This is a genomic window from Nocardiopsis codii (assembly GCF_036327455.1).
Taxonomy (GTDB): Bacteria; Actinomycetota; Actinomycetes; order Streptosporangiales; family Streptosporangiaceae; genus Nocardiopsis; species Nocardiopsis codii.
In genome coordinates, this window is sequence record NZ_JAUZMY010000018.1 from 136,110 (window position 1) to 158,981 (window position 22,872).

Annotated in this window: 21 protein-coding genes and 1 pseudogene; 10 read left to right on the top strand and 12 right to left on the bottom strand. The window is 72.7% G+C overall.

Annotated elements, in window-relative coordinates:
- The first annotated feature begins 1 nt into the window (after position 1).
- Genes Q8791_RS18825 through Q8791_RS18835 form a run of 3 tightly spaced genes read left to right on the top strand, consistent with a single transcriptional unit; the run spans position 2 to position 2,953 of the window.
- Positions 2 to 1,312, top strand: a complete 1,311-nt coding sequence (locus tag Q8791_RS18825) for an aminotransferase class III-fold pyridoxal phosphate-dependent enzyme (RefSeq protein ID WP_330093049.1) — start codon at positions 2 to 4, stop codon at positions 1,310 to 1,312.
- The gene (locus tag Q8791_RS18830) at positions 1,309 to 2,223 is read left to right on the top strand and encodes a sulfotransferase family protein (protein ID WP_330093050.1); all 915 of its coding nucleotides are present in this window, start codon (positions 1,309 to 1,311) and stop codon (positions 2,221 to 2,223) included. Before Q8791_RS18825 ends, Q8791_RS18830 begins: the two co-directional genes overlap by 4 nt.
- On the top strand, positions 2,207 to 2,953 hold the full coding sequence (locus Q8791_RS18835; RefSeq protein ID WP_330093051.1) for a sulfite exporter TauE/SafE family protein: 747 nt from the start codon (positions 2,207 to 2,209) through the stop codon (positions 2,951 to 2,953). Before Q8791_RS18830 ends, Q8791_RS18835 begins: the two co-directional genes overlap by 17 nt.
- A gap of 241 nt (positions 2,954 to 3,194) precedes the next feature.
- Here the strand turns inward: Q8791_RS18835 and Q8791_RS18840 are convergent, their stop codons facing one another.
- Positions 3,195 to 3,509, bottom strand: coding sequence for a hypothetical protein (locus tag Q8791_RS18840; protein WP_330093052.1), 315 nt, complete (start codon positions 3,507 to 3,509; stop codon positions 3,195 to 3,197).
- Between the two features lie 361 nt (positions 3,510 to 3,870).
- Between Q8791_RS18840 and Q8791_RS18845 the strand changes: the two genes are divergently transcribed.
- Entirely contained in the window at positions 3,871 to 4,854 is a 984-nt protein-coding gene (locus tag Q8791_RS18845) for a phosphotransferase family protein (RefSeq protein WP_330093053.1), read from the top strand.
- A gap of 29 nt (positions 4,855 to 4,883) precedes the next feature.
- Here Q8791_RS18845 and Q8791_RS18850 read toward each other — a convergent pair whose 3' ends face one another.
- Positions 4,884 to 6,155, bottom strand: a complete 1,272-nt coding sequence (locus Q8791_RS18850) for a TetR family transcriptional regulator (protein ID WP_330093054.1) — start codon at positions 6,153 to 6,155, stop codon at positions 4,884 to 4,886.
- A gap of 217 nt (positions 6,156 to 6,372) precedes the next feature.
- On the opposite strand from Q8791_RS18850, the gene Q8791_RS18855 reads away from it, so the two are divergent.
- From Q8791_RS18855 to Q8791_RS18865, 3 genes are all read left to right on the top strand, one after another.
- Positions 6,373 to 7,593 (top strand): MFS transporter, encoded by a 1,221-nt coding sequence (locus tag Q8791_RS18855; protein ID WP_330093055.1) that lies wholly within the window; start codon positions 6,373 to 6,375, stop codon positions 7,591 to 7,593.
- A gap of 45 nt (positions 7,594 to 7,638) precedes the next feature.
- A complete protein-coding gene (locus Q8791_RS18860; RefSeq protein ID WP_330093056.1) occupies positions 7,639 to 8,658 on the top strand; it encodes an LLM class flavin-dependent oxidoreductase in 1,020 nt (339 codons plus the stop codon).
- Between the two features lie 315 nt (positions 8,659 to 8,973).
- Positions 8,974 to 9,876: an aminoglycoside phosphotransferase family protein gene (locus Q8791_RS18865; protein ID WP_330093057.1), complete on the top strand. Its 903-nt coding sequence runs from the start codon at positions 8,974 to 8,976 to the stop codon at positions 9,874 to 9,876.
- A gap of 27 nt (positions 9,877 to 9,903) precedes the next feature.
- Here the strand turns inward: Q8791_RS18865 and rox are convergent, their stop codons facing one another.
- Positions 9,904 to 11,340 (bottom strand): rifampin monooxygenase, encoded by a 1,437-nt coding sequence (rox, locus tag Q8791_RS18870; RefSeq protein WP_330093058.1) that lies wholly within the window; start codon positions 11,338 to 11,340, stop codon positions 9,904 to 9,906.
- A gap of 667 nt (positions 11,341 to 12,007) precedes the next feature.
- Between rox and Q8791_RS18875 the strand changes: the two genes are divergently transcribed.
- Positions 12,008 to 12,937 carry an alpha/beta hydrolase fold domain-containing protein gene (locus Q8791_RS18875; RefSeq protein ID WP_330093059.1) on the top strand — a complete coding sequence of 310 codons (930 nt, stop codon included), beginning with the start codon at positions 12,008 to 12,010 and terminating at the stop codon, positions 12,935 to 12,937.
- A 279-nt stretch (positions 12,938 to 13,216) separates the two neighbouring features.
- Here the strand turns inward: Q8791_RS18875 and Q8791_RS18880 are convergent, their stop codons facing one another.
- The 3 genes from Q8791_RS18880 to Q8791_RS18890 form a co-directional block, all read right to left on the bottom strand.
- Positions 13,217 to 14,050, bottom strand: coding sequence for a MetQ/NlpA family ABC transporter substrate-binding protein (locus tag Q8791_RS18880; RefSeq protein WP_330093060.1), 834 nt, complete (start codon positions 14,048 to 14,050; stop codon positions 13,217 to 13,219).
- A 449-nt stretch (positions 14,051 to 14,499) separates the two neighbouring features.
- On the bottom strand, positions 14,500 to 16,893 hold the full coding sequence (locus Q8791_RS18885; RefSeq protein WP_330093061.1) for a lysylphosphatidylglycerol synthase transmembrane domain-containing protein: 2,394 nt from the start codon (positions 16,891 to 16,893) through the stop codon (positions 14,500 to 14,502).
- 89 nt (positions 16,894 to 16,982) lie between these two features.
- The gene (locus Q8791_RS18890) at positions 16,983 to 17,717 is read right to left on the bottom strand and encodes a TetR/AcrR family transcriptional regulator (protein WP_330093062.1); all 735 of its coding nucleotides are present in this window, start codon (positions 17,715 to 17,717) and stop codon (positions 16,983 to 16,985) included.
- Between the two features lie 141 nt (positions 17,718 to 17,858).
- Between Q8791_RS18890 and Q8791_RS18895 the strand changes: the two genes are divergently transcribed.
- On the top strand, positions 17,859 to 18,797 hold the full coding sequence (locus Q8791_RS18895; RefSeq protein ID WP_407942026.1) for an NAD(P)-dependent alcohol dehydrogenase: 939 nt from the start codon (positions 17,859 to 17,861) through the stop codon (positions 18,795 to 18,797).
- Positions 18,798 to 18,862: 65 nt separating this feature from the next.
- On the opposite strand, the gene rpmF is transcribed toward Q8791_RS18895, so the two are convergent.
- From rpmF to Q8791_RS18920, 5 genes are all read right to left on the bottom strand, one after another.
- Positions 18,863 to 19,033 (bottom strand): 50S ribosomal protein L32, encoded by a 171-nt coding sequence (rpmF, locus tag Q8791_RS18900; RefSeq protein ID WP_330093064.1) that lies wholly within the window; start codon positions 19,031 to 19,033, stop codon positions 18,863 to 18,865.
- 70 nt (positions 19,034 to 19,103) lie between these two features.
- Positions 19,104 to 19,352, bottom strand: a complete 249-nt coding sequence (locus Q8791_RS18905; protein ID WP_330093065.1) for a type B 50S ribosomal protein L31 — start codon at positions 19,350 to 19,352, stop codon at positions 19,104 to 19,106.
- Between the two features lie 77 nt (positions 19,353 to 19,429).
- Positions 19,430 to 19,594 (bottom strand): 50S ribosomal protein L33, encoded by a 165-nt coding sequence (gene rpmG, locus Q8791_RS18910; RefSeq protein WP_330093066.1) that lies wholly within the window; start codon positions 19,592 to 19,594, stop codon positions 19,430 to 19,432.
- A 175-nt stretch (positions 19,595 to 19,769) separates the two neighbouring features.
- On the bottom strand, positions 19,770 to 20,501 hold the full coding sequence (locus Q8791_RS18915) for a YqeB family protein (protein ID WP_330093067.1): 732 nt from the start codon (positions 20,499 to 20,501) through the stop codon (positions 19,770 to 19,772).
- Positions 20,498 to 21,799, bottom strand: coding sequence for an amidohydrolase family protein (locus Q8791_RS18920; RefSeq protein WP_330093068.1), 1,302 nt, complete (start codon positions 21,797 to 21,799; stop codon positions 20,498 to 20,500). Before Q8791_RS18920 ends, Q8791_RS18915 begins: the two co-directional genes overlap by 4 nt.
- A gap of 65 nt (positions 21,800 to 21,864) precedes the next feature.
- On the opposite strand from Q8791_RS18920, the gene Q8791_RS18925 reads away from it, so the two are divergent.
- Positions 21,865 to 22,482: a TetR/AcrR family transcriptional regulator gene (locus tag Q8791_RS18925; protein WP_330093069.1), complete on the top strand. Its 618-nt coding sequence runs from the start codon at positions 21,865 to 21,867 to the stop codon at positions 22,480 to 22,482.
- 95 nt (positions 22,483 to 22,577) lie between these two features.
- Here Q8791_RS18925 and Q8791_RS18930 read toward each other — a convergent pair.
- Positions 22,578 to 22,872: pseudogene (locus tag Q8791_RS18930) on the bottom strand (ABC transporter ATP-binding protein); the annotation flags it as partial.

Here is a 22,872-nt window from a genome sequence, read left to right on the forward strand (position 1 = left end):
TGTGGAAGGAACACGAGAAGCACTCGACATCACCTGCACGCGAACGCGGGACGCCGACCGCAAGAACCCGCTGCTCCTGGAACGGGGTCGGGGCGCGACGTTCGTCGACGTCCAGGGCAGGTCGTACGTCGACTTCACCTCCTGTACCGGCGCCGCACCCCTCGGCATGGGACACCCCCGGATCGTCGAAGCCGTCACCCGGCACCTCACCGCGGGAGGCGGCGTCCTACCGGGGACCATGAGCAGGGTCCGTGTCGACCTGGCGCGACGGCTTCTCGACCTGTTCCCGCAGAGCGAGAGGGTCGCCTTCATGCGGACCGGCTCCTGCGCGACCACCGCGGCGGTGCGTCTGGCCAGGGTGGCGACCGGCAAGGACGTGGTCCTCACCAGCGGATACCACGGGTGGCACGACTGGCAGCTGCAGTACCAGGGCGACACCCGACAGCGTGCGTCCGATCCCCGCGTCCACCACTTCGGCTACGACGCCGACCATCTGCTCGCACTCTGCCGAAGGTTCGCGGACGACCTCGCCGCCGTCATCAGCTCTCCCGAGCACGACGTCATGCCGACGGAGCACCTGGAGCAGTTGATCGCGATCACGCACGACTTCGGCGCCGTCGCCGTCCTGGACGAGGTGATGACGGGGTTCCGCGTCGGCCCCGGCGGGCTGACGGCGCGCCTGGACCCCACGCCCGACGTCACGGTTCTCAGCAAGGGGCTCGCGAACGGCAGCGCCCTCTCCGCCGTACTGCTCGGCCCACGGGTCGCCGACGCCCACGAGGCCGGCGACCTCGGGAACACGTATCTCCGTGAGACGACGCCCTTCGTCGTGGCGCTGGAGACCATGGACCTCCTCATCGAGGAGACGGAACGGCTGCACCGCACCACCGCGACCCTGGGGTCCGGGCTCAACGACGTGTTCGCCACCGCCGGGTACCCGGCGTGCGCGGTGTGGGACGACGGGATCCTCCACCTGGTCTTCGCCGGCGACGACCTCGCCGACGACTTCTACCGGACGATGCTCGGTCGCGGCCTCTTCCTGGGGACCGGCGGCACCGTCCTGCCCGGAGCCGGAGTGACGGAGGAGCACGTGGACCTCGCCGTCCGAGCAGCCCGCGGGATCGCGGAGAGGGCGGCGGGGACCGGCCTCACGACACCCGTCGACGCCCGAGGCGACAGCTCGCTCCGGCGGCCGTTCGCCGACTTCTGTACCGACAGCTTCCACACGACGCCCGCCGTGGCGGACCTGTGGTGGACCACCAAAGTCGCCGCGCAGGTGACACCCGCACACGAGAAGGGGGAAGCCCGATGAACCCGGTACTGCTCGGCGGCGAGAACCGATCCGGCACCACACTGCTCAGCCTCGTCCTCAACTCCCACCCCGACCTGTGCGTCGGCCCGGAACTCGACTTCGTCGAACCCCCGAACCTCGGCACGCACGTCCTGGAGGCGATCGAGCTGGTGCGGTCGCGTGACCCGCGAGCCGTCGGACCCGGCACCTCCAGCGGGGATCCGTACTGGTACGACTCCGCCCACTTCGTCAAGCAGTGCGAACGGTTCGGAATCGGTTACGGCGAGCTGGCCGACACGATCCGCGAGCGGCTCGGCCACGGCGGAGGCAACCTCGTCACGCTCCCGCAGCGCTGCGAGCTGATCAGGGCCCTGTGCGAGGCCCGCGCCCGCGCGCAGGGCGCCACGATGTGGGGCATCAAGCTGCAGCGCAAGATCAAGGACGTGGACGAGTTCGCCAGGATCTGGCCGCGGGCGCGCTTCATCCACATCGTCCGCGACGGCAGGGACGTCATCACGTCCCACCTCAACACGGTGCCCGACTGGGGGCACAAGAACATCGAGATCGCGGCGCGGGACTGGGTGGAGATCATCACCTTCGCACGCCACCGGGCCCCGGACGACCGCTACCTCGAGGTCCGCTACGAGGACCTGGTCGGCTCACCCGAGACGGCCACGCGCCGGATGTGCGACTTCCTCGGCATCGCGTGGTCGGCGAACATGATCCGCCACCACGAACTGGAGCACCCCCTCCACCGGAACCCGTGGTCCCACCCCGCCTCGGAACAGACGAAGGCGCGACTCACCCAGGGCTCCGTGGGCCGCTTCCGACACGAACTCGGACACGCGAGGACGACACAGTACGAGAGCATCGCAGGGGATCTGCTGACCGACTGCGGATACGAGCGGAGCGCAGTTGCTCCACCTCGATGACACCACCCTGTTCGTGGGCCTGTTCGCACTGATCCTGTTCAGTGCCGCCGTCCAGTCCCTCTCGGGGTTCGGCTACGCGCTGCTCAGCGCACCGCTGCTCACGGCGACGCTCGGCGGCCCCCAGGCCGTCTCGACCATCATGATCACCGGCACCGCCTGCGACATCGCCATCCTGGCGATGCGACGGAGCGTGCCGCAGCCCGCGATGCGGGAGACGTACGCTCTCGGGCTGTGGTCCGCCCCGGGGATGCTGGCCGGAGCCTGGCTGCTCACGGCACTGCCCGCGCTCGGGCTCCAGGTGTTCGTCGCGTGCGTCGTGATCGCCGCGGTGGTCCTGAGGATTCTCTCCCGTGACAACGGCACCGTCCTGAAGCCGGCCTGGGCGGTTCCGGCCGGCCTCCTGTCAGGGGCGTTGAGTACCTCGACGTCCCTGGCGGGGCCACCCAGCGTCTACTACCTCGTCCACCGGGGCCTGAGCCCGCACACCATGCGCGACACGCTCGTCACCCTCTCCCTGGTGCGCCTGCCGCTCAGCGTCACAGCGCTCCTGGTCACGGGAGCCTGGGAGGTCTACCCCCTCTGGGCGCCACTCGTCGGCGCAGCGCTGCTGGGGCAGGTCGCGGGAACACAGGCGTTCCACCGCTTCGGCCACGCCCGGTACGAACACATCGTCCTCGGGCTGCTCACCACCTCGGCCGTCGTGTCACTGGCCGCGCTCGGCATCACGTGATCTGGCTCCACGCTGTCCCCTCCCCCAAGGACGACAAGGCCGAAACCGGGGAAACGGGCGCGCTCTGCGGCATCGATCGCGGGAACCGCCTCCGCCCCCGACGGGTGTCGGGGGCGGAGGCGCGGCGGGCGCGCAAGGTTCCGGGGACGACGTACGCGCGAGGCCGCGTCCCGCCCCGTCCGTGCGGCGCGGGTTCCCGTTCCGATGCTCCCGTCATCGGCCGAGGTCCCGCAGGCAGCGGCTAGCAGCCCTTCGTGACATCGCTGATGGACGTGGCGTTGTAGCGGACGCTGCTCTTGACGCCCGCCCCCGTCACCAGGCACACCTGGTCAACGACCGCATTGTTGAGTTTGACCGTGACCCTCTGGCTCGTCGAACAGTGGTTGTTGAAGTAGAGCGTCGTGGTGACCAGCCCACTGTTGCTCCAGGAGAAGTTGACCTTGTTCCCGCTGGGATTGTCGCAGCTGATGCTCCGGGTCGCCTGCGCCTGCACGTCGGCACTGGCAGCGGGCGCCACACCCACGACCAGGCCCGCGGTCAGAAACAGAGCGGACACGGATGCCACCGCACGGCGAATCGAGTTTCTCAAGAAGTCATCCATTCAAGAAAGGGCCATAGGGATTCACACACCGCGAGAATGTGTGACTGAGTCGATTGTTCCTCGCACCCGCCCCGACGTCATTGACGTGGAGTGACCGGCTTCTTGACGATGAGTACCCCGGCGCCGTTCCCCCGGATGTTCCCCGGCATCGCCGAAGGATCTGAAGACGTCGACCACCTCGGGCACGTCGATGCGCGCCTCCGGACATGGGGCGGCCGGAGCTTCGCACCAAAACCAACACAACTGTTGGTTTTGTGGACGGATCGCTGTACGGTGACCTGCACCCGGCCCGGCCCACCCCCTGTGAGGACCCCCGATGGAGAGCATCACCAAGAACCGGCAGAGGCCCGCAACCCTGCGCGCGATGATCGCCAGGGCCTACGGCCGCGCACGGGTTCCCGCCGGTGAGGACTTCGCGGTCGAGCTCGACCACGGCTGGTTCAACGCCGTCTACCGCATCACCCTGGGCGACGGAGCTCAGGTGGTGCTGAAGGTCGCCCCGCCCGCCGGGGTCGAGGTGATGACCTACGAGCGGGACATGATGCGCAACGAGCTGGCGGCCGTCGCGTTGATCGAGCAGCACACCTCGGTGCCCGTGCCGCGGGTGGACTTCGCGGACACCACCCGTGAGGTGTGCGACGCGGACTACTTCTTCATGCCCTACGTCGACGCCGACAACCTGAGCGTCATCAGCCCCACGCTGGGCGACGCCGAGCGCGCGGCCTACCACCGGGCCATGGGCAGGGCCGACCGGGAGTTCAACTCCATCACCGGCCCGCACTTCGGGCCGCTGGCCGGCCCCGGGGACGACAGTTGGCGACGGGTGTTCACCGGCATGGTCGAGGCGGTCCTGCGCGACGGCGAGCACCGCGAGGTCGACCTGGGCTGGAACTACGCACTTCTGCGGAACCTGGTGCGTGAGCACGGTGAGGGCTTGGACGAGGTCGCCGAACCCCGCTTCGTGGAGTGGGACCTGTGGGACGGCAACGTCATGGTCCGCGACGGGGGGATCGTGAGCATCATCGACCACGAACGCGCCTTCTACGGCGACCCGCTCGCCGAGGCGGGCTTCACCGGCACCCAGCTCCCCGGCTTCGGTGACCCGACCCCGTTCATGGAGGGGTACGGCCATCCGCCGCTGACCGGGTCCCAGACGGTGCGTCGGCGCCTGTACTGCCTGCACCTGATCCTGGTCATGATCATCGAGACCGTCTACCGCGGCCACGGGGACGACCGGCAGTACACCTGGACGCGCGGACAGCTCGACGCCCTGATGGCCCTGTTCGGCCACCGCCGCTGACCGGCCCACCCTGAACGGGGCGGACCGGGTCAGGGGTCGGGCAGCTCCGCGACGGAGCGCAGACGCGAACGCAGCCGGTCCGCCATGTCGACCCGTGCGGGGTCCAGCAGCCACTGGACCTGCAGTCCGTCCATGAGCGCCACCAGTTCCACCTCCAGCCCCTCCACGCTCACACCGGGACGGACCAGGCCGCGCCTGTCCAGGTCGGCCAGGGCCCGGCGCACGTCGTGGCACAGGTTCTCGTAGCGTCGGCGGAAGTAGGCGTGGGCGGGGTGGGCGGGGTTGCCCGCCTCGGTGGACAGCACCGCGAACAGGCTGACGATGCCCGGGTCGGTCGCGTTGTGCTCCACCAGCCGCACCAGCCGGGAGAAGTACTCCGCGCCGTCGTGTGCGGGGTCCTGGTCGGCGAAGAACAGGTCGCCGTTGACGCGGTCGCGTTCGGTGAGCACCGCTTCCAGCAGCGACTCCTTGGTCGGGAAGTGGTGCAGGAGGCCGGCCCGGGAGACACCGCAGTCGGCGGCGATACGCACCATGCTGGCCTGGTGGTAGCCCACCGTGCCGAACGCCTTCAGCGCGGCCCGCAGGATCTGGGTGCGCCGCTGCCTCCCCTTGTCGTAGCCGCCCGCCGGCGGACCCGGGACCGGCTCTCCCGGCTCCTCCCCGCTCCTGGCCGCCGACGGTTCGCCGCGGTCCCCTCCGGAGTCGACGGCGGTGTCCCGAAGCGCTCCGGTCCGGACGGGGAGTGCACCGGAAGGCGGCGGAAGGGTGGTGATGCGGAGGGCGGCCTCGCGGATCTCGGCCTGGTCCTTGGGGTCGCTGTCCAGGGCGCTGTGGATGGTCAGGCCCTCGATCAGCGCGTCCACCATGCGTGCGGTGAGCGGGTCGAAGTGCCGTTCCAGCGCGGCGCGGCTGCGGTCCATCCACGCCACCGTGATGTCGCGGAAGGAGGGGTCGCGTGCGGCGAGGGTGTACAGCTCGTGGGTGAGAACCAGGTCGCGAGGGGCGGCGAAGACGTCGTCGGTGATGATCCTGGCGACCGCGTCGAGGGCCTGCGTGCGGTCACGGGCCCGCCGCATGCGCTGGTCGAATCGGTCGCCCACCTCCTGGGCGAACCGGCTCAGGGCCTCCCGCAGCAGTTCGTCCATGCCGCTGAAGTGGTAGGTCATCGACCCCAGGGGGACATCGGCGGCCTCGGCGACCTTTCGGTGGGAGGTGCCCGCGACGCCGACGGTGGCGATGACCTCCAGGCAGGCGTCGACGATGCGGTCCCGGCGTTGGGGGTCGTGGCGGCGACGCGGCACGAGGACACCTTTCCGGTCGGAGGGCCCGCCCGCCCCCGGAACGGAGCCCGGCGGGACTGAGGGGCGGAGCTGTGGAAACCGTACCCGCCCGCCCGGCGTCGCCGCCGGAGACGTGCCTCCCCGCCCGGCGCACGCGCGGCGCACCGGCCCGGGGCCGGACGTCATCCGTGCGTCCGGAGGCTTCCTGACCCCACCCCTGATGTGTACGATCGTACTCATGATTCTGCAGGAGACCGCCGGCCCGGACGTGCGGGACCGACGCGCACGCATGGCCGTGGGCGCGCTGTTCTTCACCAACGGAGCGCTGTTCGCCAACCTCGTCCCCCGTTTCCCCCAGATCAAGGCCGACCTCGAACTGGGCGCCGCCGCGTACGGGCTGGCGGTGGCGGCCTTCCCCGCCGGCGCGATCGCCGCGGGCCTGACCGCGGCGGTCCTCATCCGCCGCTTCGGCTCGGCACGGGTCGCGGTCCTGGGCACCCTCGCCACGGGCCTGGGCACCTGGGCCGCGGCCTTCGCCCCCGGCTTCTGGGTGTTCGCCGCCGCACTGCTGGTGGCCGGGGCGATGGACTCGCTCACCGACGTGGGTCAGAACGCGCATGCGCTGCGGGTCCAACGCCGCTACGGGCGCTCCATCCTCAACAACTTCCACGCCGTGTGGTCCATCGGCGCCGTCACCGGCGGAACCATGGCCGCGGGCGCCATCGCTCTGGAGATCCCCCGACAGATCCACCTGGGTCTGAGCGCCGCGCTCTTCTCGGCGGTCGCGCTGTTCGCACTGCGCTGGTGCCTGCCCGGCCCCGACACCCCGGGGGTCGAAGAGAACACGGTCGCCACACCCCGCGAACTCTCCGACCAGGCGGTCGACACGGCGAGGACCCGCACGTGGGTCGTGTGGACACTGGCGGCACTGGTGCTCCTCGCCATCTCGGGCACTGTGGTCGAGGACGCGGGCAGCTCCTGGGCGGCGGTCTACCTCTCGGGTTCGCTGCACGCACCGGCCGCCGTGGCCGCGGCCGGTTTCATCGCCCTGGTCGGCGCCCAGTTCGTCGGGCGACTGGTCGGCGACAGGTGCGTCGACCGGTTCGGACAGCGCGCGGTGGCGCGCGCCGGCGGCCTGCTCACCGCTGTGGGCATGGGGCTGGCACTGGCCTTCCCGAGCGTGCCCGGAACGATCGCAGGGTTCGCGGTCGCCGGCCTGGGGGTGGCGACCCTCGTGCCCGCGGCCATGCACGCGGCCGACGAGCTTCCCGGTCTGCGTCCGGGCACCGGCCTGACAGTGGTCTCCTGGCTGATGCGGTTGGGCTTCCTGCTCTCGCCGCCCCTGGTGGGCCTGGTGGCCGAGGCGTCCAGCATCCGGACGGGACTGGCCCTGGTACCGATCGCCGGAGTCGTCACGATCCTCCTGGCCGGGGTCCTCAGCTCCCGCCCCCGACCCTGAGCCGTACGATCTCAGCCACACCGAAGCCCCACACGAGGAGCCACCGTGAACACCTCCCCCTCCACCCCCCGCGGCCGGGTGGGCGTCATGCTCCCCCGCGACCTGCCCTCGGCCCAGGTCCTGCCCTTCGTCCGCGAGGCCGAGGACCTGGGCTTCGACGAACTGTGGGTCGTGGAGGACCTGGGCTTCCGGGGCGGTGTCGCCCAGGCCGGCGCGGCGCTGGCCAGCACCGCGCGCATCACCGTCGGCATCGGGATCCTGCCCGCGGGGGCGCGCAACGCCGCCTTCGCCGCCATGGAACTGGCCACCCTGTCCCAGCTCTTCCCGGGGAGGCTGACCGTGGGCGTCGGCCACGGCATGGAGGACTGGATGCGGCAGGTCGACGCCCGCCCCGCCAGCCCTCTGACCCTCATCGAGGAGTACACCACCACCCTGCGCACCCTGCTCCGGGGCGACCCCGGGCCCGCCCCGGGACGGTACGTGCACGCCCAGGACGTGCTGCTCGACCAACCCCCCGCCCACACGCCCCCGCTCGTCCTGGGCGTGCGCGGTCCCAAGTCGCTGGCGGTGGCCGGCCGCGTCGCCGACGGCATCCTGCTGGCCGAGCCCTCCGCCCCCGCCTACGTCTCCGCCGCTCTCGGGCACGCCCGTTCGGAAGCCCCCGGACGCGACATGGAGGTCATCACCTACGACGTCGCCCTGGTGGACGACGACGGCGAGGCCGCCCTGGAGCAGGTCCGGCCCGCGTTGGCGTGTGCCGGGGAGGCGGCGTGGAGCCCCCATATCGCCCCTCTGCCGTATGCGCGGGAGCTGGCCGAGCACCGTGACGCGTGCGCGTCCGCGGAGGAGTTCGCCGCGACCATGCCCCGCGCCTGGGTGGACGAGCTGTCGCTGGCCGGGACCGTGGATCAGGTGCGCGCCAAAATCGCGGCCCGCCACGACGCGGGCGCGACGAGCGTGGTGCTCACACCCGCCGGACCGGACCCCTTGGCCATGCTCAGGTCCCTCGGACGGGTCCTGGACAGCGACCGGCCCTCCTCTCCGGACGACGCCCCGCGCCCCTGACCCGCACCCAGCGATGGTGCGGGACCTGGAGTGCGCCCACCGGGTTGCGGCGCACTCCTCCCCGCCCTGCACCGAACCACCGGTGCGGGGATCCCCGTGACGGAACCGGCAGACGTGGGTGCGACCTCCTGAACTCTCTCTGCCGAACCCTTCTGCCGTAGTCCGGCCACCGCACCGCGTACGGGAGCCGCCAGGCGGGCGGCGCACGCACGGGGTGCGGACCGCGGGCTCGGTACCCTGGGCCCCGTCACGGGTCCGTCGTCGGCGCGGGAGCGGCCGTCGGCGGCCTCCGGTACCGAGGCGAAAGGCTTTCGCGTGGAGGACCTGACGGTCGACGAGACCCTGGTGCGGTCCCTGCTGGACGCACAGCACCCGGACCTCGCGGGGCTGGAGCTGCGGCCCGTGGACGGCGGCTGGGACAACCGGATGTGGCGCCTCGGTGAGGATCTGGCGGTTCGTCTGCCGCGCACTCCGCGTGCCCCCACCCTGCTCCGTTCGGAACACCGATGGCTGCCGGCCCTGGCGCCCCGCCTCCCGCTGCCCGTCCCGGTCCCCGTGCGTCTGGGGACGCCGTCCGCGAGCTTCCCCGAGACCTGGCTCGTCACGACGTGGGTCGCCGGCGAACCGGCGGACCGCACCCCGGTCTGCCGCGGCCCGCAGGCGGCCGAGGCCTTGGCGGGCTTCCTGACCGCCCTCCACCAGGAGGCGCCCGACAACGCCCCAGACAGCCCCGGACGCGGTGTCCCCCTGGCGGACATCGCCGGGGAGGCCGAAGAGCACCTCCGGGCTGCTGCCTCCCGCAGCGACATCACCCGGATGCGGGAGGTGTGGAGCGACGCGGTGACGGCCCCGGCGTGGGACCGGCCTGCGGTGTGGCTCCACGGCGACCTGCACCCGGCGAACGTCGTCGTCTCGGACGGGACCCTGGCGGGTGTGATCGACTTCGGTGACCTGTCCTCCGGTGATCCGGCGATCGACCTCGCGGCGGCGTGGCTCCTGCTGCCCTCGGGCGCGGCCGAGCGGTTCTTCGACGCGTACGCCCCCGCCGACGCGGCCGCGGTCCGCCGGGCGCGGGGATGGGCGCTCCTGCGCTGCCTCATACTCATCGACATCGGTCACGCCGGTGACCTGGGGCTTCCAGGTGGCAAGCCCACGTGGAAGCCCGCGGGCGAGGCCGGACTCGCCCGGCTGCTCGCGTCGCGCCTCCCGCCGCCGTGAGCCGCGGCGGCGGGCACGTCTCCGTGCTCAGCCGCCGGCGGCGCCGAACCACCCGGGCAGGTGGGCGAGCAGATCCTGCTGGTCGTCACCGACCCACGCCACGTGGCCGTCCGGCCGCAGCAGCACGGCGGGCACGTCCAGTTCGTCGCTGTCGTCGATGACGTGGTCGACCCGGTCGGACCAGCCCTCCACCGAGAGCCGGCCGGTCCGGTCGAGGAGCAGTCCGCGACCGCCGTGCAGCAGGTCGTAGAGGCGGCCCCGCTTCAGGCCGATGTCGCGCATCCGCCTGCCGAGGAGTGGGTGCCCCTCACCGAAGTCGTAGCGGACGTCGACCGCGGTGATGATCCCGGTGACGTACCGGTTCACCTCCTCGACGTCCATCAGCTTCGAGAACAGCTCCCGCAGGGCGGTCGCGCCCGGGTCGGCGCCCAGCAGGGTGATCTGCGCCCGGGTGTTCCTGAGGACGTCTGCGCCCACGGGGTGCCGTTCGGTGTGGTAGCTGTCCAGCAGTCCCTCCGGCGCCCAGCCGTCGACCGCGGCGGCCAGCTTCCAGCCGAGGTTGAACGCGTCCTGCACACCGAGGTTGAGCCCCTGCCCGCCGGTCGGCGGGTGGATGTGCGCCGCGTCGCCCACCAGCATCACCCGCCCGACCCGGTAGCGCTCGGCCTGGCGGGTGGCGTCGCCGAACCGGGACAGCCAGCGCGGCGAGTGCACACCGAAGTCGGTGCCCGCGAAGGCCCGCAACCGCTCCTTGAACTCCTCCAGGGTGGGCCCGGTCGCACGGTCCTCGGCCACGCCGTCAGCGGGAACGACGACGCGGTACACCCCCTCGTCCTCCTCTCCGGCGGGGGCGAGACCGAACCGCAGCTGGGTCTTGTGGACCTCCGCCACGGCGGCGGCGATCGTCTCCGGATCCGCGGTCACCTCCATCGCGCCGAGCAGCGTCTCGACCGTGGCGGGCTCGCCCGGGAAGCCGACCCCGAGCCGTTTGCGCACCGTGCTGCGGCCTCCGTCGCAGCCGACGAGGTAGCGCGAGCGCAGCCGCGTGCCGTCGGCCAGCTCCGCGGTCACCCCGTGCTCGTCCTGGGCCAGACCGACCAGTTCGCAGGAACGCCGGATCTCCGTGCCGAGTTCGAGGGCGCGCTCGCCGAGCAGCCGCTCCGTGACCGGCTGCGGGACGGCGAGGCCGTACGGGTGGGCGGTGTCCAACAGCTCGGGCCACGGCTTTGTGACACCCCCGAAGAGGCCGCCGACCCGAAACTTCTCACTGACCGCGAGGAAGCGGTCCAACAGGCCGCGCTGGTCCATCACCTCGACGCTGCGCGCGTGCAGGCCCTGCCCTCGGGACTGCCCGGTCGGCGCCGCGTCCTTCTCCAGCACGACCACGTGCACGCCGTGCAGCCGCAACTCGCCGGCCAGCATGAGGCCGGTCGGTCCGCCGCCGACCACGATCACGTCAATCATTCAGTACGCCCATTCAACGAGTTCGGTTCTCGGCCGGCCGCTCAGCGCGGTTCACCGGCGCACACCGGCGCCCGAGCACCGAGTCCCGCAGGTCACGGTGTCGGTTCGAGGTACCCGCGCCACGTGCGCGCCGACTCCGGCGCACGCGTCTTCCGGCCACGATCGATGATTGTGCGCCATGACCGGGGTCTTGCCGCAAGCCCCCGGGTGCGCTATACGTTGAGAGTGGAAGGGAGCGTTTTTCCTTCCCCGCCCGTCCTGTCGAGGACGGACATCCTCCTCGCGAGGCGGCGACGCGCCCGATGCGGCGGCACGCCGGCCCAGGAGGGTCTCCACCGATCTTCGCGTCCTCCCCCGTGCTGCCTCCTGCCACCACAGGTGCGCACGCCTGCGCCCGCGGTTCGGGTGCGCCGGGAGACGGGGACGCCGGACCGGTCGTGATCTCCGATCCGATCCCGGGGGCGCCGGCCGCGACAGCACCGGACCTCGCGCCCCACCGACACGCCACCGTTTCGGGGCCCGGGACAGCTGGTATGACAGGATCACCGCGACCCGCCGCGCGGCCGTGCGTGCCGCGGACACGCTCCTCCCGCGCGTCGCGACCGCTCCCCCACCGGTTGCGCGGAGCACGCCCCCTGATCCACTGAACCGAGAGCTCGGAGACGGCATGACCCTCGACCCCTACCTGGCCGCCAGGCTCCACCTCCTCGCGGGCCTCGGCGACCGGGACGGCCTGCGGACCGATCCGGAGGCTCTGAGCCGGTTCGCCGAGTACCAGCGCGATCCCGCCGAGTGGTTGCTGCCGGACGTCTCGGTCGAGGACCGCACCGTTCCCGGCCCCCACGGGGAGGTCCCCGTGCGGATCTACCGCCCGCGGGAGACCGACGGCCGCGCTCTGATGTGGCTGCACGGCGGCGGGTTCGTGCACGGCGACCTGGACATGCCGGAGGCGCACACGGTCAGCGCCGAACTGGCCGTCCGCGCGCGGGCCCTGGTCGTCTCGGTGGACTACCGCCTCGCCGTGGGCGGCGTCCGCTACCCGGTTCCCGTTGACGACGCGTACGCCGCGTGGACGTGGCTGGCCGAGACCGGTTGGGTGGAGGAGGGAGCCGCCGCCATCGGCGGTGCGAGCGCGGGCTCCGCCCTGGCCCTGTCCACGGCGCTGCGCCTGCGCGACCGGGGCCGTCCGCTGCCGCGCGCCGTGCTGCTCGCCTACCCGTTCCTCCACTTCCCGAACCCGGCGCTGGACGGGGACAGCGCGGCCCGGATGGACTCCCTGCCGCCGCTCCTGCGGTTCACCCCCGAGTCGATCGAGGGCATGGTGCGCAACTACGTGGGGCGCGTGGGCGGGCTCCCGTCCGACGCGATGCCCGGGGCGGCGGACCTGACCGGCCTCCCCGCGACGAGTTTCGTGCTGTCCGAGTACGACGACCTGCGGCCCTCCGGCGAGCTCCTCGCCAGGCAGCTGGAGGAGGCGGGGGTCCCCCACCGGACCTTCGTCGCGGCGGGGATGACCCACGGGCACCTGAACCGGGGCCCCTCCCTGGGCGAGGTCGACCGCTCGCTCGACTTCTTCGCCGCCGCCCTCAAGGACTGACCGCCCGCCGCGACCGGGCGCGGCCGGTCCACCTCCCCGCTCGGGCTCTGCGGCGGCCGCAGCGGGGCGCCCGACAGGGAGCGGAGACCGTGCCCGGCCGCCCGGCACCGCCGTCCATTGCCCTGGTGCGGGGTCAGGGGGAGGGTGGTGTCCACGCTGGTCATGGCGCCATCCGAGCAGGACCCGGTGACAACGGCCGACGGCCGCCCCACCGGTGCGGTGGGACGGCCGTGCGGAGGGCTTCGGAGCGCGCCCGGTCGGGCGCGCGGACGCCCGGTGTCAGCTGCCGGTGACGGGGATGACGCTGCCCTGGTACTTCTCCTCGATGAACGCCGCGGTCTCCTCGGAGGTGAGCAGGTCCGCGAGGGTGGCCACGCGCGGGTCGTCGGCGTTGTCGGCGCGGGCGGCGAGGACGTTCACGTACGGGTTGCCCTCGACCTGCTCCAGGAGGATGCTGTCCTCCTCGAAGTCCAGGCCGGCCTCCTGCGCGTAGTTGTTGTTGACGATGGCGGCGTCCACGTCGTCCAGCGAGCGGGGCAGCTGTGCGGCCTCGACCTCGCGGAACTCCAGGTCCTTCGGGTTGTCCTCGATGTCCGACAGCGAGAACGTGGCCTCGTCGACGCCCTCGGCGAGGGTGATCAGGCCGCCCTCCTCCAGCAGCAGGAGCGCCCGGAACTCGTTGGTGGGGTCGTTGGGGAGCGCCACCTCGGCGCCGTCCTCCAGGTCCTCGACCGCGTCGACCTTGTTGGAGTACAGCCCCAGCGGGGGCAGGTAGATCTCCTGGACCGAGACCAGGTCGGTGCCGTTGCCCTCGTTGTACTCGTCGAGGAACGGGGCGTGCTGGTAGAGGTTGACGTCCAGCTGGCCCTCGTCGAGTGCGGCGTTGGGGGCGATGTAGTCGGAGTACTCGACGATCTCCAGGTCCAGCCCGGCCCCCTCCGCCAGTTCCGCGTCGATGAACTCCAGGATGTCCCCGGCGGGGACGGCCGTCGCGCCCACCACGAGGGTCTCCTCGCTGCCGCTGGACTCGGCGGCGTTCTCGGACGGGGCGCCACAGGCGGCCACCGCCAGGAGTACTGCGGTGGCGGGGACGGCGATGGCGGTGCGGCGCATGAAAGGGGATCCTCACGGGTGCGGTGCGGCGGGCGAAGCCGGGGACGAACCCGACTTACCACCCGAATTTCCTATTTTCCCGATCTTAATTCAGGATTACCCTGGGCGATGCCCGTCAGTGACAAACGGCACATGATAGGACCCCTGGCCTGACCTGCCAGAACCGGCCGCTTCGCTGTGCGGGGGCCGGGGTGACGCGCCTCCCCGACGCCGGGGCGGTCGCCCGCCCGGGTCCCGCCGCAGTGGTCGGCGGGCGCCCCTCACTCGCGAAAGTCCCACGGGGCCGGGACTGCGGGGTCCCGCCGGGGCGGCGGACAGCGGACCGCGCCGCGCACCGCCCGCCCGTGCAGGCCCCTCCCCTCCAGGTTATCCGGGGCGGCCTGCGGACTCCCCCGCGCGGTCCCGGCACGGCCTGCGGGTCCGGACCGCCCCGGCCGCGTTCGGCAGGGTCAGATCGCCTCGCGGCGTTGGAGGTGGCTGAAGGCCGCCCAGCCCGGCAGGACCGGGAACCAGAAGGTCAGCAGCCGGAACAGCAGCACGGCGGGCAGTGCGACGGCCGCGGTCACACCCGCCACGGTCGTGAGCCCGCCGATCAGCGCCGCCTCCACCGCGCCCAGCCCTCCGGGGGTGGGCGCCGCCGAGCCGATCGCGTTTCCCGCCAGGAAGACCACGGCGACCGCCACCAGGCTCACGTGCGTGCCCGGAGGGCTGAAGGCGGCCACCGAGAAGTACAGGCACAGCACGAACGCCACGGTCAGCAGCACCGTCCCGCCGAAGCCCAGGATCAGGCTGGCCGGGCTCTGGAGCATGTCCAGCAGTCGCGGCAGCACCCCCCGCAGGTACGGGCGGGTCCGGGAGGCGATGGTCCGGCGCATGCGGGGCGAGATCAGGACCACGGCGACCGCGGCGGTCCCCGCGATGCTGATCACCACGACGGTCGGCGACGGGGTGAAACCCGTCCAGTACGAGGTACCGGTGAGGTAGGCGCACACCAGCAGCAGCGGCACGTGGATGAGGAATCCGACGAGCTGGGTGAGGCCCACGGCCGACAGCGCCAGCGGGGTGGGGGCGCCGGCCCTCGTGACGAACCGGGTGTTGACCGCGATCGACCCGAGCCCGGCCGGGGCGGCGATCCGCACGAACGACGCCGCGTACTGGGCCATGACCGTGCGCCACCAGGGCAGCGGGATCGGCACGAACCCGACCAGGACCATCGCGGCGGCGACCATGCACACCGTGGACATGGCGAAGGCGGCGGCCGCCCACCGCGGGTCCGCCTGGCCGATCGTGCTGAAGTCGACCCCGGTGAGCTGGTACAGCAGGACCAGTCCGACGGCGGTCGCCACGACGACGCTGACGATCGTGCGGGGCTGCATGCGTTCGAGGCGGGCCGGCTCGAAGGTGGCCTCGGGGGCGAGCTCGACCATGCGCTCGCGCAGCCGCCCCAGCAGCCCGCGGTCGGCACGCAGACCCGCGCGCAGCGGGTAGGGCAGTCCGGGCGGTTGCAGGAACGGCAGGATCGCCGTCGTGGCGGGGACCCCGAGGGAGCGCACGGCCGAGGCCACCGCGCGTTCCGCGCCGACCCGCATCGCCAGCAGGGTGACCATGGCGGCGTGGTCGAGGGCGATCCTCATCTGCGGAGCCGCCACCGCACCCCGGTCGATGCCCGTGAACCCCGCGCTCTCGGGAACGGTGCCGAGGACCCCGACGGTGGCCCCCGTCAGGCCGCCGTGGGCGATGCGGTGACGGTGCAGGGTCCCGAGACCGCGCCAGCACAGGTCGAGGAGATCGTCGGTGAGTGCCTCGTCGTCCAGCTCGTCCAGGGGCAGGACCTCGGGGAGTTCACGGACGAGGATGACCGTGCCGGGGCCGAGTTCGCCGACGGCCAGGACCCGGGGGACGGTCACCCCCGCGTCGCGGGCGGAGTAGCTCATCAGCGCGGCGTGCTCGGCCCGGCGGCGCACGCCGTAGAGCATCCGGGGTGCGACGGGGCCGCGCAGGAACGCCATGTCGCGCAGGCGCCGCCAGAACCCCGAGGTGTTCTCGGAGCTGAGCACGGTGACCTCCGCCCGCCCCCCGTCGTCGAGTTCGGCGAGGTGGCGGGGGTTGCCCTCCCTGTCGGTGCCCGCCTGGGCGACGGTGGTCGCGGTCAGGCCGAAGCGGCGCAACTCGGTGTGCAGGAGCCCGTCGTCGGCCGGGACGCGGCTGCCCGCTCCGATGGCGTACCAGGTGAGGAAGGCGCAGATCATGCCGACCAGGACGGTGAGGACGAGGGCGAGCAGGCTGGTGACCCCGGCGAGGAGGGAGCAGACCGCGACGGTGGTGTTCCCCGCCCACAGGACGGAGCGGGTGCGCGGCAGGCCCGTGGGCATGGTGCGCAGGAAGGCGATGACCGCCGCCACGTATCCGAGGGTGGCGCTGGGGAAGACGTCGTCGGGGGCGGCGGTGAGGGTGTTGGGGACGAGGTCGGGACTGATCAGGGCGATGAGGGCCGCGTTGATGAGGGAGGCGAGGGTGTAGGCGGAGATGCCCGCTGTCATGGTGCGTACGAGGTCCCGGAGGTTGCCGGTGAACAGGATGCGCAGGACGACGTAGCAGACCAGGACGATGAGCAGCAGGTTGGCGCCCACCGCGACGAGGAAGAGCAGGCTGGGAGGCAGGAGGGAGCGCAGGCGGGCGGGGTCGGTCGCGTCGTCGCTGCCGGTGGCCACGCTGACGGCGAGCATGATCGCCGTCACCAGCAGCAGGCCCGCCGCGCCCAGGAGGAGGTCGACGGGTCTGCGCGGGGTGCGCACGGTACTGGGGCCGGGGGCGGGGGCCTCAGAATCGGTTCGGCTGGTCACGGCTCCAAGCCTGCCCGACCAGCAGGGATTCGGTTGGCAGGGGTGAGGGCGTTTCGTCCGACCGGTTCAGGATGTTCTCCCGGAGGGCCTCAGTCTCCGGGCAGACGGTACAGCTGGCCCAGGCCGATCGGAGGCGCCGGCGGCAGGCTCCCGGCCCCGGCTGTGCTCTCGAAGGACCGGAGCAGGTAGGCGACCAGGCGCCGCGAGGCGGCCTCGGTCGTCTCCCGGGTGTCCGTGACGACGCCGCCGTTGGCCAGGAGCAACAGGACGAGGTCGGCCTGCGCGAAGTCGGCGCGCAGCCGCCCCGCCTCCTTTGCCCTGCGGACCAGTTCGGCCAGGCCGCCCTCGGCGCGTGCGCGCCGCTCCCCGAACTCGGCCGAGTCGGGGAAGGCCGCCAGGAAGGCGTCGGTGAACCCGCGGTCGGCGGCCTGCATGGAGCACACCTTGGTGATCACCGAACAGAAACCCCGCCAGGGGTCGGGGTCGGCGAGGGCCTCGTCCACCGCTCCGGCGCACTCGGCCATCTCGTCGGCGAAGACCTCGGCGACCAGGGCCTCCCTGGTCGGGAAGCGGCGGTACAGGGTCGCGGTGCCCACTCCCGCCCGGCGGGCGATCGCGACCATCGGCACGTCGATCCCGCGTTCGCGGTACGCCTCCCGGGCGGCCTCCAGGATCCGGTGGCGGTTGTGCCGCGCGTCGGACCGCAGCCCGCGCCCCGCGTCGGGAGGGAGTGCCCGGGAGCCGGCCGGTTCCACCGCTCGGGCCGAGGGGTCCTTCGGGGCGGGGTCGCCGTCGGGCGCCATCCGAGAGGTATGAGCTGCCATGCCTCTCACTTTACGACAAACGGGCGGCACTGCCCGTTTGGAGGGATAGCGTGATGGAGAAGCGGACGACCCTGCCCACATCGTGCGGGCGGTGGATCGTGCGCACAGCCGAAAGTGTGAGGGATGGGACCAGTGAGCCTGATGAGAGCGGCGCTGTACGACGGTTACGGCCCCCCGGAGGTGCTGTACGAGGGCCGGGTCCCGACCCCGACGGCAGGCCCCGGGCAACTGCTGGTGCGGGTCCACGCCGTCAGCGTGAACGGGGGCGAGTGGCTGATGCGCTCGGGCGGGCTCCGGTGGGTGGCGGGCCGCAGGTTCCCCAAGAGGGTCGGCCTCGACTTCACCGGCGAGGTCGCCGCGACCGGCCCGGGGGCGACCGGCTACCGGGTGGGCGACCGGGTGTGGGGCGTGATGCCGACCATGAGGTTCGGCAGCGCGGCGGAGTACGTGGCGGTTCAGCCCCGTCAACTGTCCCTTGCGCCGGAGGGCCTCGACCTGGTCGAGGCCGTGGCCCTGCCCGTGGGCACGACCTCGATCACCGCCCTGCGCGACAAGGCCCGGCTCAGGCCGGGGGAACGGGTGCTGGTGCGGGGCGCGAGCGGCGGCGTGGGCAACACGACGGTCCAGCTCGCCAAGGCGATGGGCGGGCGCGTCACCGGGCTCGCGTCCGCGCGCAACCTCGACCTGGTCCGCGATCTCGGCGCCGAGGAGGCCTTCGACTACGCCACGACGTCCCCGGCCGACCTGGGGAGGTTCGACGTCATCGTCGACACCGCCGGGTCGGACCTCGCCGCCTACCGGCGGCTGCTGGCGCCCGGTGGGCGCATGGTCGGTCTGTCCTTCGACTCCATGGCCTCGGTGGGCTACGTGCTGGCCTCGTACGTGTTCGGCTCGCGGCGGGTGCGGTTCTTCAGCGGGCAGCCGAAGCACGCGCTGTTCGCGGAGCTGACCCGATACGTGGAGGAGGGCGCGCTGCGTCCCGTGGTGGACACGGTGCACCCGCTCTCCGACATCGCCGCCGCGTACCGGGCTCTGGAGGCCGGGGGCGTGCGGGGCAAGCACGTCGTCCGCGTGCTCTGAACGGACGCGCCGCGTGCCGGGACGTGGTCGTCCCGGCGCGCGGCTGCGGTCGCTTCATGCCCTGGTCACACGGGCGGGGTGATCAGTCCGCGCTGGTAGGCGCGGACGAGGTTGCGCGGCACCAGGTGCTCGCGCCCCCGGAGGGTGACGCGCACCAGGTCGGGGGTGACGGCCTTCCATTGGGAGCGGCGCGTGCGGGTGTTGGAGCGCGACATCCTGCGCTTGGGTACGGCCATCGGCCCTGTCCTCGTCGTTGTCGTGGGGGTGGGTCGGACGGCGGGGTCCTCGCCCCGCCGCCGTCGGGTGTCAGCCCTTGCGCTGGTAGCGGCGCTGGAAGCGCTCCACGCGGCCGGCCGTGTCGACCACCCGGCTGGTGCCGGTGTAGAAGGGGTGGCTGGCGCTGGAGATCTCGACGTCGATCAGCGGGTAGGTGTTGCCGTCGCTCCACTCGATGGTCTTCTCGCTCGTGGCGGTGGACCTGGTGAGGATGGAGAAGTCCCCCGCGCGGTCGCGGAAGACGACGGGCCCGTAGGCGGGGTGGATTCCGGGTTTCATGCGTGCCTCCTGGCGGTGTCTCGGGTCACGGCCCCCGAAGGGGGCGGACCGGCGGCGGTGCGGGCGTCCCTGCGGGGTCAGCGCTCCTCGCGGAACTCGACGTGGCGACGGGCCCGCGGGTCGTACTTGCTCAGGGTGAGCCGGTCGGGGGTGTTGCGCCGGTTCTTGCGGGTCACGTAGGTGTAGCCCGTGCCCGCCGTGGACTTGAGCTTGATGATGGGGCGGACCTCGTTGCGTGCCATGGATGCCTCCTCGGGGTGGTCACGTCGTACAAGCCAATGATAACCGTTTTCATTCCCGGATCGCCCGACCGACAACGGCGGCCACCCCGGCACCGCTCCCCCTGCGGGACGGCTCGCCCGGTCCCGGCTGGCGGCGACCACCGCCGGACCGGTGCGCGGGGGCTCCCCGCGGCGGTCACCGGTCGTGCGCGCCGCCCACCGGACGCCAGTACTGCCGGTGGCCCTCCTCGCGCACGACCACCCCGAGCCGGGCGAGCTCGGTGCGCAGCTCCGCGCCGTCGTCGGCGTCCTTGGCCTCCAACGCGGTCTGGCGCGCCCTCAGAACCGCCTGCGCATGCTGTTCGAGACCGGGCATCCCGTCCACCCAGCGCTGGAACGCGTCCGCGTGCGGATCGGTGTCGCACCACCGGTAGCCGTGCGCCTCGAAGGCCGCGCGGAGCCGGTCGGCGCCGTGGCCGGTGCGCTCCCGGGCGAGTTCGGCGGTGTCCGGGCCGAGCACGACCAGGTTCCCGCCGTCCAGGAAGGCCGCCGCGATCCGGTCGCGCCCGAACTCCGCGTCCTGTCCGGAGCGGGTGATCCGCACCCCTTCGCCGCTGACCTCCACGGCGACCATGTCGTTGTAGGAGAGCAGCGCCAGCACGCATCCGGCCAGGACGCCGACGGCGACCAGGACGGCGGTGAGGACAGGACCCTGGAGCCCGGCCAGGTCGTCGAGCTGCTCCTGCTCCGGCAGCACGGGGAGCGCCGCGACCCACCCCGGGAGCATCCCGAGCCACCCGGGGACCAGGGACAGGACCCAGCCCGCCACCGCTCCGAGGAGGGGGAAACCGGTCCACAGCAGCACATGGGTCGCCGCGCCCTCGCGGACGACGGACGGCTGGTTCGTTGCGGGCTCGGGGCCGCTCATGACGCCTTCTCTCGGGTTCGGTCGACGACGGCTCGTCCGTCGCGCAGTGCCAACGCCACCTCGCGCAGCGCGTCGAGGCCGGTCAGCGGGTCCCCGCGCACGGCGAGGAGGTCGGCGGCGCGGCCGGGTTCGACGGCGCCGAGGTGGTGTGCGCCCAAGGCGCCGGCCGCGGCCGAGGTGGCGGCGGCGAGCGCCTGGCGCGGAGTCGATCCGCAGGAGGCCAGGAGTTCGATCTCGCGCACCAGGCCCGCGCCCGCGCGCACCGCCGGCATCCCGGCGTCGCTGCCCGCCAGGAGGGTTCCGCCCGCGTCGAGGAAGTCGGCCACCCGCGCGCGCAGGGACGCCGCGGTGGCGGCGTCCAGCAGCGCCTCGGTGACGGCCAGGGTCGGGGCGAGGGCGACGCCGCCTTCGACCATGGCGTCGAGCAGGTGGGGCGGCCACCCGTTGAGGGGGCCGCGGGGTTCGAGGTGCTGGAGCACGTCGACCCCCGCGTCGAGGAGTTCGGCCAGGTCCTCCACGGTCCCCCAGTGGGCGACGAGGGGTCTGCCGTACCGGTGCGCCTCGTCCGCGATCGCGGCCAGGATCCTCGGATCGATCGGTTCCAGGTCTCGTCGGCGGGGGTCGCCCCGGTCGTGCACGACCTTGACCACGTCCACGGGGTCGTCGCCGCCGACCAGCGCCGCGACCTGGTCGCGCGCCTGTTCCGGGTCGGCGGGCACCCGGACCCAGTCGGAGTCGGGCTCGGCGCCCAGGGTGGCGACGGGGTGGCCGCCCGGGGCGGTGAAAACCGGTCCGGCGATGAGCAGGCGCGGCCCCACCAGGCCGCCCTGGGCCGTCCGCCGCCGGAAGTCGTGCACCCAGGCGTTGTCGTCGCCCAGGCTGCACACGGTGGTGACCCCGTGGCCGAGGAACGCGCGGCGTTTGCGGGGCTGGAAGCGCAGCCAGTCGGCGACCGCCCGGACCTGGGCGGCTCCGGCCGCGAGCCGGTCCGCGAGGCCCGGACCGGCCTTCCGAGGCCTCCCGCTCCCCTCGGAGCCGGGACCTCCCCTCCGGCCGCCGGCGGGCCGGCGGGCCGCGGTCTCGGGTGCGCCCAGGTGGACGTGGGTGTCGATGAGGCCGGGCAGGACGGTGTGCCCGGTCAGGTCGAGGACCCGGGCGGCGGGCGGGATCCGCACGTCGGCGCCGACGTCGCGGACGCGGCCGTCCCCGATCAGGACGGTGCAGTCCCGGTGCGGGGCGAGGGAGGCGCCGACGAGCACCGTCGCTCCGGTCAGGGCGAGTTCGCGGTCGTTCGTCACGGGATGGTGGGGTCCTCTCTCCAGGCGTTGGCCACCACCCTAGTTGAGCATATAGTCTTCTATACATGCAACCAGCCGAGAACGCGGACGGAGAGCGGTCCTTCATCGAGGAGGCCCGCCGCAAGCAGATCGTCACGGCGGCGATCGAGGCCATCGCGGAGGACGGGTACTCCCGCGCGTCCTTCGTGCGCATCGCCGCACGGGCCTCGATCAGCCCGGGGCTGATCACGTACCACTTCAAGACCAAGGAGAGGCTGATCAGGGAGGTCCTCGCCCACATCGAGGGCCGTCTGGACCGCGCGATGGAGGGCGGCCCCGAACCGCTGGAGGGCTTCGAGGACGGCCTGCGCCGGATCGTCACCGGCCACATCACCCACTGCGCGAGCCACCCCCAGGAGATGGCGGCACGCCGGGAGGTGCTCTCCGCCGCCCTCCCGCCCGCACTCCAGGAGCACGTCGCCCGGGGGGATGACGCGGGCCGCGCCGAGCTGATCGCCTTCCTCACCGACGGCCAGCGCCACGGGGAGTTCCGCTCGTTCGACCCCGAGGTGTTCACCGACGCCCTGTTCGCCGCGCTCAGCTCCGCCCCGAGGTCCGTGAGGCGGCGTCCGGCCGAGGAGCACGGGGCCTACGCCCGTGAGATGGCGGACCTGTTCGCCGAGGCGGCCACCGGCCGGGGGTGAGGCGCGACGACGGCGGCGCCGTGGGGGATTCCCCACGGCGCCGCGGTGTCCTGCCGGTCAGCCGTCCTCACGGCCCACCCGTTCCGGGCGGGCCCTCAGGCGGCCTCACTGTTGGCGCGCTTCTCCACGCGCTCGGCGCGCAGGCGGCGGGCCTCGTCCGGGTCCAGGACGGGCGCGGCCGTGAGCAGCTGGCGCGTGTAGTCGCTCTGCGGGTTCTCGTACACGGAGTCGCTGTCGCCGGACTCGACCACCTCGCCGGAGCGCATGACGGCGACGCGGTCGCTGACCTGGCGCACCACCGCCAGATCGTGCGCCACGAAGATGTAGGTCAGACCGAAGTCGTCCTGCAACTCCGACAGCAACCGCAACACCTGGTCCTGCGTCGACACG

Coding starts and splice junctions, on each gene's coding strand:
- Q8791_RS18830 (WP_330093050.1), top strand. CDS start 1,309: ATGAACCCGGTACTGCTCGGCGGCGAGAACCGATCCGGCACCACACTG.
- Q8791_RS18845 (WP_330093053.1), top strand. CDS start 3,871: ATGGAGAGCATCACCAAGAACCGGCAGAGGCCCGCAACCCTGCGCGCG.
- Q8791_RS18855 (WP_330093055.1), top strand. CDS start 6,373: ATGATTCTGCAGGAGACCGCCGGCCCGGACGTGCGGGACCGACGCGCA.
- rox (WP_330093058.1), bottom strand. CDS start 11,340: ATGATTGACGTGATCGTGGTCGGCGGCGGACCGACCGGCCTCATGCTG.
- Q8791_RS18875 (WP_330093059.1), top strand. CDS start 12,008: ATGACCCTCGACCCCTACCTGGCCGCCAGGCTCCACCTCCTCGCGGGC.
- Q8791_RS18880 (WP_330093060.1), bottom strand. CDS start 14,050: ATGCGCCGCACCGCCATCGCCGTCCCCGCCACCGCAGTACTCCTGGCG.
- Q8791_RS18890 (WP_330093062.1), bottom strand. CDS start 17,717: ATGGCAGCTCATACCTCTCGGATGGCGCCCGACGGCGACCCCGCCCCG.
- Q8791_RS18895 (WP_407942026.1), top strand. CDS start 17,859: ATGAGAGCGGCGCTGTACGACGGTTACGGCCCCCCGGAGGTGCTGTAC.
- rpmF (WP_330093064.1), bottom strand. CDS start 19,033: ATGGCCGTACCCAAGCGCAGGATGTCGCGCTCCAACACCCGCACGCGC.
- Q8791_RS18905 (WP_330093065.1), bottom strand. CDS start 19,352: ATGAAACCCGGAATCCACCCCGCCTACGGGCCCGTCGTCTTCCGCGAC.
- rpmG (WP_330093066.1), bottom strand. CDS start 19,594: ATGGCACGCAACGAGGTCCGCCCCATCATCAAGCTCAAGTCCACGGCG.
- Q8791_RS18915 (WP_330093067.1), bottom strand. CDS start 20,501: ATGAGCGGCCCCGAGCCCGCAACGAACCAGCCGTCCGTCGTCCGCGAG.
- Q8791_RS18925 (WP_330093069.1), top strand. CDS start 21,865: ATGCAACCAGCCGAGAACGCGGACGGAGAGCGGTCCTTCATCGAGGAG.